A 15,941-nucleotide genomic window follows, 5' to 3' on the forward strand; every position below is an offset into this window, starting at 1 on the left:
TTATGGAATTACTAACAACTAATAATGTATGGATGATGATCTGTACAGCACTTGTTTTCTTTATGCATTTAGGATTTTCATTCCTAGAAATTGGATTAACAAGACAAAAAAACACAATAAACATTTTATTTAAAAATGTTTTTATAATAACCATTGGTTTACTTCTTTACTGTTTTGTTGGCTTTAATTTAATGTATCCAGGAGATTTTAATGGATTTTTAGGATTTGCTGGGTTTGGTTTAAGCTCACCTTTAACGGCAGAAGGTGCTTTGGATTTAACCTATAACGGAGGTTATACTTATTGGACAGATTTCTTATTTCAAGGGATGTTTGCAGCTACAGCGGCAACCATAGTTTCTGGAGCTGTGGCAGAACGTGTAAAAATTGTACCGTTTATGATTTTTACAGTAGTATATGTAGGTCTCGTTTACCCAATCGCCGGTTCTTGGAAATGGGGAGGTGGATTTTTACAATCCATGGAAACACCTTTTTATGATTTTGCAGGTTCTACTTTAGTTCACTCAGTTGGTGGATGGGGAGCCTTAGTTGCTGTTTGGCTACTTGGCGCAAGAATAGGCAAATTTAAAGAAGGTAAACCTCAGGCTATTCCAGGTCATAATTTACCTTTAGCAACAGCGGGTGTATTGATATTATGGTTAGGATGGTTTGGATTTAATGGAGGTTCTGTGCTTTCAGCCGATCCAGCTTTAACATCTTTAACACTTGTAACAACCTGTTTAGCTGCTGCTGCAGGAGGTGTTGCTGCGATGCTAACATCAGCTATTAAAGATAAAAATCTTGATTTAACCATGTTTTTAAATGGTATTCTTGGTGGTTTAGTAGGTATTACTGCTGGGGCAGACCAAATGAGTCCTACTGATGCTCTTTTAATTGGAGCTATTGCAGGGGTGCTTATTGTTATGGCTGTGGCATTCGTTGATAAAATTAAACTTGATGATCCCGTAGGTGCTATTGCAGTACACCTTATTTGTGGTATCTGGGGAACATTAGCTGTTGGTATATTCGGTGCTTTGGCTGGAATGGATCAATTTATTAGCCAGTTAATTGGTGTTGGATCTTATGCGGTATTTTGTATCGTTGCTGCATTCATTATCCTATACATACTTAAGGTTACTACCGGTATTAGAGTATCAGAAAAAGAAGAACTTGAAGGATTGGATGCTCACGAGCATGGTATGGACGCTTATCCAGATTTTAGGTTGAATGAACATTAATATATAAATATTATATATAGTTTTAGAAGAGACGTTTTGTTGTTTGACAAAACGTCTCTTTTTTTATGTAATATAATGTTGATAAATGAAAAAGTACTGCCAATTTTTCTCTAATTTTGATGTTAAACCATTAAAATGAAGTTGTTATGAAAAAAATTGAAGCAATTATTAGAACCTCTAAATATGATCTAGTAAAAAAAGCATTGCACGAAGTTGGAGTAAATTTTTTCTCTTATTGGGATGTTACAGGTATTGGTAATGAAAAGGAAGGACATGTGTATAGAGGAGTATCTTATAGTACCAGCAGTATTCAACGCAGATATTTATCCATTGTTGTAAATGATGATTTTGAAGAAGCTACTATACAGGCAATTCTTAAATCGGCCGCAACTGGCGATGTTGGTGATGGAAAAATATTTGTATCACATATTGAAGAATCTTATAGAATACGAACAGGAGCAAAAGGAGGAGATACTTTAAGATAAGTACTATTGTTGACTTTATAACATACGTAATTAATTAGCTTTAAGGGACATGGGCCACTTAGGGGTGATCTAATTTTATGTTGATGGCGATTAATAAATAAGGCTGCCTTGAGTTATTAGACAGCCTCTATTTATATGTATTTATTCTAGAAATTTATGCTGAATTTCTACTGGCATTAATGTTGCCAAACAAAGAACGCGTTACAATTTTTTCATAAATCTCAATCATTTCCGTGTCTTTAATCTCCTCTTTTTCAAGTTCTTGAATTTTCTTCAAAGCATATTGTTGTATAGTTAGTAAAGGAAGTACAATAGATTCCCTAACTTCAATAGACGCTTTAACACTAGGCTCATTTTCCATTAAAACTTTATAACCGGTTAGTTTTAACAATAACGATTTTGTTGTAAGATACTCGTTGTAAATAATCGTCCAAAAGGCTCCAAATTCTGGATCTTTTGCCATGTACATGGTTAAATCGAAAAACGATTTCGTTAAGGACATCATACTATTTTCTAACAATGTTTTAAAGAATTTAGAATTGTTATAAAGTTGTTCTACTTTATAAAACTCTCCTCTTTCTTCATATGCTTTTAAGGCGGTTCCAACCCCATAAAACCCAGGTACATTTTGTTTTAATTGGCTCCAGGAACCTACAAAAGGTATGGCTCTTAAATCTGAAAACACCAATTTATCTGAACTGCCTCTTTTTGATGGTCTACTGCCAATATTGGTTTTAGCATAATATTTTAGTGTGCTCATACGCTCTAAATACGGAATGAACATGGGATGATTTTTAAAATCCTTGTATGCTTGATAGCTTGTTACGGCCAAATCGTTCATAACAATCCTATCTTCATGAGGCATGGCGTGTTGGTCTTTACCCATTCTATTAAAAATACCTGAACTGATCAATTGCTCTAAATTGTACTGTGATGAATCCAAGGTTCCAAAGTTAGAACTAATAGTTTGCCCTTGAATAGTAAGCTGTACTTCCTTATCTTCAATAGTTGGCCCTAATGATGCATAAAATTGATGCGTTTTTCCGCCACCTCTTGCTGGTGGCCCCCCTCGGCCATCAAAAAATATAGCTGTAATATCATATTTTCTAGAGATTTCAGTAAGCTTTTCTTTAGCGGTATAAATTCCCCAATTGGCCATTAAATAACCACCATCTTTTGTGCCATCAGAAAAACCTAGCATAATGGTTTGCTTGTTTCCACGACTTTTTAAATGGGCTATGTATGCAGGATTGTTATAAAGTTGCTCCATAACAGGTTGTGCGTTTTCCAAATCGGTTATGGTTTCAAAAAGCGGAACTACATCAACCGTTAAATGATCTCTAAATGCCACCATTTTTAGCATAGAAAATAATTGAATTACATTCAGTGCTGTTTGATTATTGCTAATTATATATCTGTTAGCACCCAATTCTCCATTAGATTCTTGAATTTGCTTAATTGCTTTAATGGTTTTCAGCGTATTACTTACCATCTCATCTTCAAAAACATCAATATCAATAAGGTTCGTTGTATCAACGTTTGATAATATGTTGATTTGTTCTTCTTCAGATAAATCATGATAATTCTTCGGAAAAGATGGGTGATCGGTTTTTAATAAATTATCAATAACCGTCGTAAATACATCATGATGAATTCTGCTGTCTTGTCTGATATCAAGCGTTGCAAAATTATAACCAAACAAATGAATCCTATTTATCAAACTGTTTATATCATTAATGTATAATGATTGATGATCATTTACCACAATATCCCTAATTTCGATAAGCTCTTTTTTCAATTCGGGTAATGAAATGGCGTCTTTATAATCTAAATCTATACTATAATTATAAATGGTTTCTTCTAGTTTTATAATGCGATCCTCAACATTTCTAAAAGTTAGTTTTCTGCTTAAAACTTTCAAATCTTTGTGATAACTATTTAAAATAGCTTGTTTTAAACGTTTAGCGACCTTTATTGTTGTTTTTGGCTTTACGAACGGATTTCCATCTCTGTCGCCACCAGGCCAAAACCCAATGTTGATAATTTCATTGTGGGCTTCACTATCACTAAAAATGTTTTGTTGAATGTAATTATAGATTTCACCAAAGGATTTATAAAACACATTTTCCAAATACCAAATTAGGCTAACGGCTTCATCATAAGGTGTTGGTTTTTTATGTTTGAAAAAAGGTGTTTTACCAAGTTGTCCAAATAGATTATTAATATCGTTTAGGTTATTGGTTTTAATAGCTTCAGTTAAATCGGTAATGATTCCTAATACAGATCCAGGGTAAAATTGCGTTGGATGTGCTGTTAATACAATGCGTACTTTAAATTCCTCTAAATAATCCTTTAACTCATCCAATTTATTTTGTGAAATGGTAGATTCCTTAAGGTTTCTTAATGTACCAATACCTTCCATATTATTCACAATTGGAAAAGAAGCATCTTCAATAGCATCAAACAAAACTACCTGTCTTTCAATATATTGAATAAATCTAAAAAGTAAATTTATTTGACTTTCTCTATTGCGCCTAGCTTGGTATTTTTTAAAGAAGGTGTCAACTATGGTTGTAGGGTCATCACCACTGGCAAAACCTTTTTTGCATGTTTCGTGAAATAAGGGAAGTAGTACCCCCGTTTTTGTTATGGCATCAAAAGGGAGTGTCATAAATATACTGTTGTAAATTTGATATTTAGACAGTACGTTTTGTTTGAAACGGGTTAATTTAGGCTCTACAGGCATAATTCTTACAGTTAAATTAGTCATAAATGTACTAAAGCTATAATTAACCTTGGTAGGCTTTCTAAAGATTTATTAATTTTTAGTGTTTGGTGAATTCAAATTGTGAATTATTAAATAAAACAGCCTCTATTGTTGAATCTTTTTAATGGTGATAATCTTTTAAAATACTTATTTTATTTCAATACGGAATAGTATTAATAATTTTCTAAAAAGGATTCCTTTTTTAATATGACATATGTCATATTCTGCAATTATACTACGACATACATTTACAAATTGTTTTAAAAAATAACCTGAATATATGAATAGATTACACGCATTCCACATTCCAGTAATGGGTATTGGATTCACTATAGATACCCCTTTAAAAGTGGCTCAATATGGTATAGATTCAGTGATTTCTTTAGTAGATGATATATTGCTTGAGAAACTCAGAAAAATGTATAGTGACAATTTTGGGGTTCCCTACCAAGAAATTACTGATAAGATGGATGATTTTAGAGCTAAAAGAATTACATCTTATCTAAATTTAATACACGATTTAGTAGAAAAGAAATTCGAAGTATTAAAACAAGTTAGTGCCGAAAAAATGGACGCTATTTATACCTACGTAAATATGCTTCCTGAACATTCATCCATTAAAGCCGATTTTAAAAGAATAACCTCAGACGGACACAATTTTGCTGAAGTAAAAAATTGGGTTAATAAAAATTTGAAGTTAGGAATCATTGATGTTAATATCATGACTAAAGTTGATAAAGACAACTATTTGAAAAATGAAAAATTACCTGTAGAATATAATGATGCCCATGCGGCGTTAAGAGGTTTTGCGAATAGTAAATTAAATTCATCAGTTGTATTGTCCGCGGGGTTAAATCCTCGACTTTATAGTTACATTTCTCAGTTTGAAGATTTCTATCCTAATGAAGATGGAGACTTTAAAAAGAAAATTATTTTAAAGGTAAGCGATTATAGGTCGGCATTAATCCAAGGTAAATTTTTGGCTAAAAAAGGATTATGGGTTTCAGAATTTAGAATTGAATCTGGTCTTAATTGTGGCGGTCATGCTTTTGCAACAGATGGTTATCTTTTAGGACCCGTTTTGGCTGAGTTTAGAGAAAAAAGAGAAGAACTTAAAACAACGCTTCAGGAATTGGTACAGCAAGAATTTTTGAATCAAAATCGTGTTTTTCCAGAGAATTTGTCAATAAAAATATCTGCTCAAGGAGGTGTTGGCACCCATGAAGAGCATGAGTTTTTAATTAAGGAGTACAATTTAGATTCTGTAGGTTGGGGAACGCCTTTTTTATTGGTTCCAGAAGCGACAACTGTTGATGAAAAAACCCTAAATAGATTAGTCAACGCCAAAGAAGAAGATTTATATTTAAGCAACATTTCTCCATTAGGAGTGCCATTTAACAACTTAAGAAATAATACAAAAGATGCTGAAAGAGATGTGTTGATTAATAAAGGAAGGCCAGGAAGTTCTTGCCCTAAAAAATTTGTTGCTTTAAATAAAGAGTTCAAGGAAAATGGTATATGTACAGCCTCAAGGGAGTATCAACATTTAAAAATAAAGGAGTTAAGTGCCATGGGATTACCTTTAAACGACTATGAAATAAAATATAATGAAATAGTTGAAAAATCATGTACTTGCGTAGGCTTAGGTACTTCAGCATTATTAGCTTATAATTTGGATACAAAAATTGAAGGCGAAGGCGTATCTATTTGTCCCGGACCCAATATGGCTTATTATTCTAAGGTCATGAGTTTAAAAAACATCACAGACCATATTTATGGAAGGGATAATATGATAACAAGAACAGACCGTCCTAATATATTTATAAAGGAACTCTATATTTATATTGATTATTTGAAAAATAAACTAGAGAGTTCTAAATTTTCAATGAATAAGAAAGATGAGAAATACTTGTTAACTTTTACTAATAACCTTAGCGAAGGGATTTTATATTATAAGAACTTATTTGAAGAAGCTAAAAATGCTTTTCAAGATATTAAAGAGATTGTTTTAAAAGAATTAGATAAGAGCGAAAAGATTTTAAGCAACATTAATTTAGAAATTCAGAATATGGCAGTTTTAAATTGAAAATGATACAACATATTGTCACTTTATAATTAACTCCTTTTTCTTTATAAAACACCATCGTTTTATATTACATGGTATTTTTTATGATAATCTCATTTCAATAAAATTTTAATTAAGATATTTGTAATTAATAACAAATTTATGTTGGCATAAGTTTTGCTTATTTATTTGTAAAAAATTCTGGTTGAAATGGATTTAGTAAAAGAAATAAAAAGATTAAAGAAAGAAAAAAACGCTGTTATTTTGGCACATTATTATCAAGTTGCCGAAATACAGGATATTGCAGATTATGTGGGCGATAGTTTAGGCTTGTCCCAAAAAGCTGCTGAGACTGATGCCGACATTATTGTGTTTGCAGGGGTACATTTTATGGCAGAAACTGCCAAAATATTAAACCCAACAAAAACCGTCGTACTACCAGATTTAAAAGCGGGTTGCTCGTTGGCAGATTCTTGTCCGCCAGATTTGTTCGAGAAATTCACAAAAGCACATCCAGACCATGTGGTTATTACCTATGTAAACTGTTCGGCAGAAATTAAAGCATTGAGCGATATTGTTTGTACGTCTTCCAATGCCGTTAAAATTGTAGAATCCATTCCAAAAGACACACCAATTATTTTTGCGCCTGATAAAAATCTTGGTAGATATATCATAAAAAAAACGGGGCGAGATATGTTACTTTGGGATGGCAGTTGTATCGTGCATGAAGCCTTTTCAATTGATAAGCTTATAGAATTACACAAAAAATATCCAGATTATAAAATTATTGCGCACCCAGAATCTGAAGAACATATTTTAAATACGGCTACTTATATTGGTTCTACCTCAGGCATGATAAATTATGTAAAAACACATCCAAAGGATAAATTTATTGTAGCTACCGAAGCAGGAATTTTACATAAAATGCAGCAAGAAATGCCAGAAACAGACTTATTACCTGCGCCAGCTGTTGAAGACAATACCTGCGCGTGCAGCGAATGTCATTTCATGAAAATGAACACCCTTCAAAAACTTTACAATTGTTTGCTTAATGAAAGTCCGCAAATTGAAGTGCCAGAACATATCAGAATAAAAGCGTTAGTACCAATTGAACGTATGTTAGAACTATCCAAATAATATGATTTCAACAAACTATTTGGTTATTGGGTCTGGTATTGCCGGACTAACATTTGCTGTTAAAATTGCTGAACAATTTCCTAACAGAAAGATTATTATCATTACTAAAGCCAATGAAGATGAGTCTAATACAAAATATGCTCAAGGAGGCGTTGCTATTGTTTTGGATGATAAAGACTCCTTTAATAAACACGTTCAAGATACACTGATTGCTGGTGATGGGCTTTGCGATGAAGAAGTTGTAAAAATGGTTGTAAAGGAAGGCCCCAAACGACTTGAAGAGCTATTACTTTGGGGTGCCAATTTTGACACCGATGCCAGTGGCGATTTTAATTTAGGTAAAGAAGGCGGACATTCAGAATATAGAATCGTTCACCATAAAGATATTACTGGTTACGAAATAGAACGGGCATTACTTAAAAAAGTGCATGGGCTAAAAAATGTGACATTATGGTCACATCATTTTGCCATAGATTTAATAACCAAGCATCATATTACTGATTCCCAAGCTAAAGAGAACACTTGCTACGGTGCTTATGTTTTTGACCAAAAAAAAGGTACGATATTCACCATTAAAGCAGACAGTACACTATTGGCGGCAGGTGGTATAGGCAAAGTGTATGGGCATACTACCAATCCTGTCATAGCCACGGGAGATGGCATAGCTATGGCTTACAGAGCGAAGGCAAAGATTTCTGATATGGAATTTATCCAATTCCATCCAACGGCACTTTATGATGCCAGAGGCGACCAATCGTCTTTTTTAATTTCCGAAGCAGTAAGAGGCATGGGAGCTTACCTAAGAAACAAAAATGGTCACAGGTTCATGCTTGATTATGATGAACGTGGAGAGTTGGCTTCCCGAGATATTGTATCGCAAAGCATCGATAGTGAATTGAAGAAAACCGGAGATACTAATGTATTTTTAGATTGTACCCATTTAGATATTGAAGAATTTAAAAAGCATTTTCCGAATATTTATAAAAAGTGCAAACAAAACCATATTGATGTTGAAACCGATTGGATTCCAGTGGTACCTGCGTCACATTATTTGTGTGGTGGGATAGATGTAGATATGGATGGCAAAACATCTATTAATAATTTATTTGCTTGTGGCGAATGTACTAGAACCGGTTTGCATGGTGCCAATAGATTAGCCTCAAATTCATTATTGGAAGCTTTGGTTTATGCCCATAATATTTTTAAATATCATTCGGAGCATACTTATGAAACTTTGGATTTAGAAATTCCAGAGTGGAATGATGAAGGAACAAGTGTACCAAGAGAGCATGTTATTATTCAATATAATTTAAAGCAACTACAAGCTTTAATGCGTGATTATGTTGGTATTGTGAGAAGTGATAGTCGATTAACAAAAGCGATTAAACATTTGGATTTAATGTTTGCTGAGGTTGAAGAGTTTTATAAACAAGCCAAAGTGTCCACCTCACTATGTGAATTAAGAAACATGATGAACGTGGCGCATTTGATTATTAATCAATCTATTGCCAGAAAAGAAAATAAAGGGGGTTTTTATAAGCTAGATAATGTAAAAGAAAATGAGACTGAAGCAAAAAGATAAGCTTCAGTCTCATTAAAATAATAGATTGCCTATTTATTTTCCCAACATTAGTAATTCACTACAAACAACTTCTGTTATATAACGTTTTTCGCCTTCTTTGGTTTCGTAGCTTCTAGAGGTTAGTTTTCCTTCAATAGCAACTTCTTTACCTTTTGTTACGTATTTTTCAATGATTTCAGCCGTTTTCCCCCAAGCTACTACATTGTGCCATTGGGTATCCGTTACTCTTTCACCCTTATTGTTTTTATAACTTTCGTTGGTTGCTATGGTGAATTTAGCAAGCATTTTTCCTGATTCTAAATTGATGATTTCTGGATCATTTCCTAAGTTACCAATCAACTGTACTTTGTTTTTAATTGCGCTCATAATTTTAAATTTTTAATGTTAAACAGTTAATACTATCGAGTTCTTATGTTTCGACAGGGCAAAGATGCAACTGCCTTCAAATGTTATTCGGTTGATAAATATTTAAAATCGTTTGTAAATGTTTGTAGTCGTTTGTAAATGGATAATATTTTTATATATTGCATTAAAAAATAGGCAATTATGGCAAAACAATGTTTAGAATGTGGTGATACCATTGTGGGTAGAATTGATAAAAAATTCTGTAGCGATGGCTGTAGAAATGCCTATAATAACAATGTCAATAAGGATAATAAAAACCTTATTCGTAACACAAATAACTGGTTACGAAAAAACCATCGCATTTTAGAAGAGGTTAATCCAGATAAAAAAACCACTATTTCTAGGGCAAAACTTATAGAAAAGGGTTTCGATTTTAATTACTTCACAAGTATTTACACCACAAAAGCAGGAACTATATATTACTTTGTGTACGACCAAGGATACTTGCCTATTGAAGGGGATTATTTTGCTTTGGTAAAACGAGAAAGCTAATCTGTTATTTCCAGTCGTGACCCTTTAAAGCTAGAGCAGCTTTAAGGATATCTTTTTGGCTTATTTGACCAACCAATTTGCCATCTTCAAGAATAGGGAAACGCCGGCGTTTAGACTCCAAAAACTTATTGGCAGCATCAAAAATATTCATATTACCATCTATGGTTTCTACATTTTTTACCATGCATTTTTCAACAATATTGTTAATCATAGGCAAGTTATGATACCTGCTTTCGCTAAGTTGTTTTATACAATCCCCTTCAGATATGATGCCAATTAACTCATTTTTGCTGTTTAATACGGGTCCGCCAGAAATCCGATGCTTAATTAAGGAGTCTATAACGGTTTCAATGGTATCATCAGATTTAAAAGTCACGAGTTTTTTGCTCATATAATCACTAACCTTAAGAGGGACTTCGGTGGTCATCTTATTTTGATTTTTTCGTGCGGCTAAAAAACTTTTAATTCCCATAATGTTAAAATTTTAAGATTACTAAATGTAGCAAATTTTTTCTATTTTTCCTATAATCATATTTTTAATGCTTAAAAAGCACTAAACTTTCTGTATTCTCATATTATTAACAGGATTCTTTATGATACATTCAAATATTTAAAATTTATTGCATAATAGTTATAAGTACATTTATTTTAATAGAAGCATGTTTTTTGAAAGAATTAAGGAAGTTTTAATCTAATAAATCTCAAAATTTTATAGATTTAGCCCGTTAAATAAATTAAACATATAAAAATGAAACAATTATTACTATTGGTTTTATTAGTTAGCGGAATTCAATTAGGTGCGCAGAGCAATTCTGAATTAATAAAACATTTTGAAGCTTACAGTAAGCAAATGAGAGCGCAAGGTGATATACAAGGTATAATTAATGGGATGACACATTTAAATGTCCTGTCACCATCTGTAGCCAGAACAGATACATTGGCTTATATTTACATGACCGAAGGTAAATATGTAGAAGCTTTAAATACTATTGGAGTAGATAAAAAGGTAGACGATTCCGATATTGCCGTTCAAGTAAAAGCAATATCATTAAAATCTGTTAATGAACCAGAATTGGCAGTTATTCAATTTGAGGAACTTTTTAAACGCGAACCAAATCCATCGGTAGCTTACGAATTGGCAGAACTTACTTTACAGTTAAATAAACTAAGTGAAGCAGAAAAACATATTAACTACGGATTGATGAATTCTAAAGATGATATGAAACATACCTATTATGAGCAACAATCACCTTATCAAGTGGCATTAAAAAGTGGGTTTATGTATTTGAATGCTTTGTTGGTTTATAATAAAGACAAAAAAGGTAACATTGATGCTGCTGTTGATATTTTGGACGCCGCTTTAAAAGCATCACCTAATTTTAACTTAACACAGTTAACCAAAAATGAATTGTTAAGGCAAAAACAAGCATTGCAGGCACAGTCAGTTCAAGGAAATTAATATTTGCCGAATAATAAAAAGGGGCTTTTCCATCATGGAAAAGTTCCTTTTTTTATTTTCAACGAATAACTAAATAGGCTTTTCAATTATGTGGGAATCATTTTCTATTTTCTTGTTCAATTGAAAACTTAAGTTGGAAAACGATACCAAAAGTTCTTTTAAAGTGTTTAATAATTCTTGTTTTTTAGTAGTAGAAAGATTCGATAAACTTTCTGTTTTGTAAAGCTTGGTTTCTAATACTGTTATTCTGGCCAAAATAGCAGGTGTATTTATAGTATCTGGAATGGTTTGCCTAATATCACTTAATAAGGTTTTTAAGTTTTTTTTAGCATCACTTTTAAAATAAGATAAATCACCTTTTTTTGTGTTTTCAATAATAGTTTCTAATTGATTGAATTCTTGCCAAGATTCAATAATAGGTTCAACTCTTTCATCTATGGCAAAATCCATGTAATTTAATTTAGAAATGTCTTTTTCGGTGATAGCTTGGCTCTTGTTAGTAACATCTTCAATATTTTCGGTGCTGGTTGGGGTTGTCTTTTTGCAAGACACACCAATTAATAACATACAACCGCATAAAAACTTTATAGTCATTTCATATATTTTAAAAACCTATTGCGCAAATATATGGCAATAGTTTATTTTTTATATCATTTCAAATAATTGTATATATTTGAACCGATCCCTAAAATCTTATTAATGCTTGAAAATATCTGGTTTAACATTCAGTATGGTATCAATCATGTTCTTGATATTAACGCCTACGACCATGTTTTATTTCTAATTGTCCTTACGGTACCCTATGTTTTTAAAGATTGGAAACGGGTATTTTTGTTAGTTACAATGTTTACTTTGGGGCATACATTATCTTTGATTTTGGCAGTTTACAATATTGTTTATGTAAAAGCTTCATTAGTGGAGTTTTTAATTCCCATAACGATTTTAATTGTTGCCATTTTTAATGTGTTTACGGCAGGTAAAGGTCCTCAAAAAGGAAAAGTAGGGGTTTTATTTCTTTCTGCTTTGTTTTTTGGTTTAATACATGGTTTAGGTTTTGCAAGAGAATTTAAAATGTTATTGGGAGATACCGATAATAAATTGATTTTGTTGTTAGAATTTGCTTTAGGCATAGAAATTGCTCAAATCGTTATTGTGTTTATCGTTTTGTTTTTGGGCTATTTGGTTCAAACATTGTTTAGGTTTTCTAAACGCGATTGGGTCTTGGTCATTTCGGCTGTGGTTATTGGTCTTGTAATACCGATGATACTTAAAAGTGATTATTTAGTATAAAATGAAGCCAATCATAATTAACTTTGGTAAAACTTTAACGAACTTGCATTGTAATTAAAATACCAACCATTTATATTCGTTATACATTTTTTAATAGAGCAATTGAATTTCATTAATGTCTGAAACAAAACAATTAAAATACGATAAAGCTTACCTACGAATAGCGCAAGAATGGGGCAAGTTATCATATTGCAAACGCAGACAAGTCGGCGCACTTATCGTTAAAGACCGCATGATAATTTCTGATGGTTATAATGGTACACCATCTGGGTTTGAGAATTTTTGTGAAGATGAAGACGGATATACCAAATGGTATGTGTTACATGCAGAAGCGAACGCTATTTTAAAAGTGGCAGCTTCAACACAATCTTGTAAAGGTGCGACGCTATATATTACTATGTCGCCCTGTAAAGAGTGTAGTAAGCTTATACACCAAGCAGGTATTGTAAAAGTTGTTTATAACCAAGCTTATAAAGATGATTCTGGTTTGCGGTTTTTAGAAAAAGCCGGAATAAAACTTAAATTAATAGAAGATTTGACCCCATAATGCAGTTTCAAAAGAAATATTTGCCCCTTATTTTAGGTGTTGCCATTGCAGCAGGCATCTATATTGGTGGAAAGCTAAATTTTATGGATTCTTCGGATAGGTTATTTTCCAAGAACAGTAAGAAGGATAAAATTAACAGACTTATAGATTATATAGATTACGATTATGTAGATGATATAAATACAGATAGTATAGTAGATGTGACGGTTAATGGGATTTTAGGTAATCTAGATCCGCATTCGGTATATATTCCAAAAGAAGATATGGATCGCGTTACAGAAAATATGAAAGGAGATTTTGTTGGTATTGGCATCAGCTTTTATACATATAAAGATACTATTGTGGTTATTAGACCTATAGAAAATGGTCCAAGTGAGAAAGTGGGTATAAAGGGAGGGGATAGAATCGTTATGGCAAATAATGACTCTTTAACTGGTAAGCGATTACAGGATAGAGAAATTTTAGAGAAACTCAAAGGTGAAATCAATTCCAAAGTAAACCTTAAGGTGTACAGAAAGGGTGAACCCAAGCTTTTAAACTTCATTGTTAAACGCTCCAACATCCCTATAAAAAGTGTTGATGCCGCTTACATGCTGACAGAAAAATTAGGGTATATAAAAGTAAATCGATTTGCTGAAACGACTTACAGGGAATTCAAGATGGGATTAGACAAACTTATTGCTTATGGAGCTACGGAAATCGCTCTTGATTTAAGGGATAATCCTGGTGGATTTCTTGGTATAGCAGAACAAATGGTTGATGAATTCTTAGAAGATGATAAACTTATTTTATTTACTAAAAACAAACGTGGAAATACCGAGAAAAGTTATGCAACAGACAAAGGAGATTTTGAAAATGGTAAAGTGTATGTGCTTATAAATGAAAATTCAGCTTCGGCCAGCGAAATAGTTGCAGGGGCGCTTCAAGATCATGATAAGGGAACTATTGTTGGTCGTCGTTCCTATGGGAAAGGACTCGTACAAAGAGAAATGGATTTGGGTGATGGTAGTGCCGTACGTTTAACCGTCTCACGTTATTATACGCCAACAGGACGTTCTATACAACGGCCTTATAAAAAAGGACATAAAGATTATTACGATGATTATTTTTCTAGGTTGGAAAGCGGTGAATTACTTGACCCAGAAAAAATAAAAGTTCATGACTCTTTAAAGTTTAGGACACCTGGAGGAAAAATTGTTTATGGCGGCGGCGGCATTATTCCAGACGTATTTGTGCCTGTTGATAACAGTATGCAAAACGAAACCTTAACATATATACAACATCGTGGATATATAGCAAACTTTGCTTTTGAAATATTAGATAAAGATAGAAGGGCTTACGAAGGCATGCCAAAACAAGACTTTATAGAAAATTTTGAAGTCACCGACGATATGGTTTTTAAATTCCAAGAGTACTTAAATGTGAAGACGGGTTCAAAAATCACGTTTGTGGCCTACAACGAAGAAGTAAAACAATATATTAAGGCTACTCTGGCCGATCAACTTTATGGTGAAGGGTCCTTTGCTGAAATCATCAATCAAAAAGACATTATGATTGAAGAGGTTATTAAGTTGAGTGAGGGAAATTAGCTTTCTATATTCCTTTAAATACAGGAATATCAACACGATTTTTCACTATTTTAAAGCGTCAATACTAACGTCGTTCTTTCACTTTTTCTTCAATACGCTTAGAAATTCTTAATATAAGCATTAAAAAAATAGCGCAAACTCCTGCCAGAATAGTTATTAAAGCGGTAACGCTTTCGCCTTCAAGAGGGGCATTAAAATCTACTTTAGTAAAATTAAAAACAATTAATACAAAGGCAAGTAAACTGATGACGATTGTTATGATTTTCATATGTAGATGATATTTTGTTTTTATATGATTTCAAATAAAGCTTTAACGTTATGCGCAAATAGTTTAACGGCAATCGCCAACAAAACTACTCCGAACACTTTTCTAACTATGTTGATGCCATTCTGACCCAGAAACCTTTCAATGGATTTGGATGTTTTTAAAACTATAAAAATAACAATAACGTTTAAAATAATGGCGACAATAATGTTTTCCGTTTTAAATTCAGCTCTTAAAGACAATAAGGTTGTTAAGGTTCCAGGGCCAGCAATTAAAGGAAATGCCAATGGAAATACAGAAGCGGTATCGGCCGTGTGTTCTTCTTGTTTATATAGGGTAATGCCTAAAATCATTTCTAAAGCAATAAAAAACAAAATAAAAGAACCTGCAACCGCAAACGAGTTGACATCGATGCCAATAAGATTTAAAATGCTTTTTCCAAGAAATAAAAAAGCGACCATAATGACTCCAGATATAATGGATGCTTTTCTGCTATTTATGTGGCCTACTTTTTTTCGCAAATCTATCACAATGGGAATATTGCCAACAATATCCACTACCGCAAATAAAACCATAAATGCAGTAAATATTTCTCTAAAAACAAGTTGCATAATGCTTCATTT

16 protein-coding genes are annotated in these 15,941 nt (G+C 32.7%); 10 read left to right on the forward strand and 6 right to left on the reverse strand.

Annotated elements, in window-relative coordinates; translation table 11 throughout:
• Positions 1 to 2: 2 nt before the first annotated feature.
• Together CDH49_RS03350 and CDH49_RS03355 are read left to right on the forward strand one after the other, a co-directional pair.
• Complete coding sequence (locus CDH49_RS03350) at positions 3 to 1,235, forward strand: ammonium transporter (protein WP_100613916.1); 1,233 nt, start codon at positions 3 to 5, stop codon at positions 1,233 to 1,235.
• A 146-nt stretch (positions 1,236 to 1,381) separates the two neighbouring features.
• A complete protein-coding gene (locus CDH49_RS03355) occupies positions 1,382 to 1,720 on the forward strand; it encodes a P-II family nitrogen regulator (RefSeq protein ID WP_100613918.1) in 339 nt (112 codons plus the stop codon).
• Between the two features lie 154 nt (positions 1,721 to 1,874).
• On the opposite strand, the gene CDH49_RS03360 is transcribed toward CDH49_RS03355, so the two are convergent.
• Entirely contained in the window at positions 1,875 to 4,466 is a 2,592-nt protein-coding gene (locus CDH49_RS03360; protein WP_100613920.1) for a phosphoenolpyruvate carboxylase, read from the reverse strand.
• A 301-nt stretch (positions 4,467 to 4,767) separates the two neighbouring features.
• Here CDH49_RS03360 and CDH49_RS03365 point away from each other — a divergent pair, with 301 nt between their 5' ends.
• The 3 genes from CDH49_RS03365 to nadB all read left to right on the forward strand — a co-directional run bounded on the left by CDH49_RS03365 (position 4,768) and on the right by nadB (position 9,271).
• Positions 4,768 to 6,573 (forward strand): hypothetical protein, encoded by a 1,806-nt coding sequence (locus CDH49_RS03365; protein ID WP_100613922.1) that lies wholly within the window; start codon positions 4,768 to 4,770, stop codon positions 6,571 to 6,573.
• A 189-nt stretch (positions 6,574 to 6,762) separates the two neighbouring features.
• Complete coding sequence (gene nadA, locus CDH49_RS03370) at positions 6,763 to 7,689, forward strand: quinolinate synthase NadA (protein ID WP_100613923.1); 927 nt, start codon at positions 6,763 to 6,765, stop codon at positions 7,687 to 7,689.
• A 1-nt stretch (position 7,690) separates the two neighbouring features.
• A complete protein-coding gene (nadB, locus tag CDH49_RS03375) occupies positions 7,691 to 9,271 on the forward strand; it encodes an L-aspartate oxidase (protein ID WP_100613925.1) in 1,581 nt (526 codons plus the stop codon).
• A 33-nt stretch (positions 9,272 to 9,304) separates the two neighbouring features.
• Here nadB and CDH49_RS03380 read toward each other — a convergent pair whose 3' ends face one another.
• Positions 9,305 to 9,637, reverse strand: a complete 333-nt coding sequence (locus CDH49_RS03380) for a single-stranded DNA-binding protein (protein ID WP_100613927.1) — start codon at positions 9,635 to 9,637, stop codon at positions 9,305 to 9,307.
• A 180-nt stretch (positions 9,638 to 9,817) separates the two neighbouring features.
• On the opposite strand from CDH49_RS03380, the gene CDH49_RS03385 reads away from it, so the two are divergent.
• Positions 9,818 to 10,168: a hypothetical protein gene (locus CDH49_RS03385; protein WP_100613929.1), complete on the forward strand. Its 351-nt coding sequence runs from the start codon at positions 9,818 to 9,820 to the stop codon at positions 10,166 to 10,168.
• Positions 10,169 to 10,172: 4 nt separating this feature from the next.
• Here CDH49_RS03385 and CDH49_RS03390 read toward each other — a convergent pair whose 3' ends face one another.
• A complete protein-coding gene (locus tag CDH49_RS03390) occupies positions 10,173 to 10,640 on the reverse strand; it encodes a CBS domain-containing protein (protein WP_100613930.1) in 468 nt (155 codons plus the stop codon).
• A gap of 276 nt (positions 10,641 to 10,916) precedes the next feature.
• On the opposite strand from CDH49_RS03390, the gene CDH49_RS03395 reads away from it, so the two are divergent.
• Positions 10,917 to 11,627, forward strand: a complete 711-nt coding sequence (locus CDH49_RS03395; protein ID WP_100613932.1) for a tetratricopeptide repeat protein — start codon at positions 10,917 to 10,919, stop codon at positions 11,625 to 11,627.
• A 69-nt stretch (positions 11,628 to 11,696) separates the two neighbouring features.
• Here the strand turns inward: CDH49_RS03395 and CDH49_RS03400 are convergent, their stop codons facing one another.
• Entirely contained in the window at positions 11,697 to 12,221 is a 525-nt protein-coding gene (locus CDH49_RS03400) for a hypothetical protein (RefSeq protein ID WP_100613933.1), read from the reverse strand.
• Between the two features lie 105 nt (positions 12,222 to 12,326).
• Here CDH49_RS03400 and CDH49_RS03405 point away from each other — a divergent pair, with 105 nt between their 5' ends.
• The 3 genes from CDH49_RS03405 to CDH49_RS03415 all read left to right on the forward strand — a co-directional run bounded on the left by CDH49_RS03405 (position 12,327) and on the right by CDH49_RS03415 (position 15,053).
• Positions 12,327 to 12,917, forward strand: a complete 591-nt coding sequence (locus CDH49_RS03405; RefSeq protein WP_100613934.1) for a HupE/UreJ family protein — start codon at positions 12,327 to 12,329, stop codon at positions 12,915 to 12,917.
• Positions 12,918 to 13,032: 115 nt separating this feature from the next.
• Positions 13,033 to 13,464, forward strand: coding sequence for a deoxycytidylate deaminase (locus tag CDH49_RS03410; protein ID WP_100613936.1), 432 nt, complete (start codon positions 13,033 to 13,035; stop codon positions 13,462 to 13,464).
• Complete coding sequence (locus tag CDH49_RS03415; protein WP_100613937.1) at positions 13,464 to 15,053, forward strand: S41 family peptidase; 1,590 nt, start codon at positions 13,464 to 13,466, stop codon at positions 15,051 to 15,053. The genes CDH49_RS03410 and CDH49_RS03415 overlap by 1 nt, the downstream gene beginning before the upstream one ends.
• Positions 15,054 to 15,117: 64 nt before the next feature.
• On the opposite strand, the gene CDH49_RS03420 is transcribed toward CDH49_RS03415, so the two are convergent.
• Together CDH49_RS03420 and CDH49_RS03425 are read right to left on the reverse strand one after the other, a co-directional pair.
• The gene (locus CDH49_RS03420; RefSeq protein WP_100613939.1) at positions 15,118 to 15,321 is read right to left on the reverse strand and encodes a hypothetical protein; all 204 of its coding nucleotides are present in this window, start codon (positions 15,319 to 15,321) and stop codon (positions 15,118 to 15,120) included.
• 20 nt (positions 15,322 to 15,341) lie between these two features.
• Positions 15,342 to 15,929, reverse strand: coding sequence for a MarC family protein (locus CDH49_RS03425; protein WP_100613941.1), 588 nt, complete (start codon positions 15,927 to 15,929; stop codon positions 15,342 to 15,344).
• Positions 15,930 to 15,941 lie beyond the last annotated feature (12 nt).

Origin of the sequence: Confluentibacter citreus (assembly GCF_002807055.1) — a bacterium.
GTDB lineage: Bacteria > Bacteroidota > Bacteroidia > Flavobacteriales > Flavobacteriaceae > Confluentibacter > Confluentibacter citreus.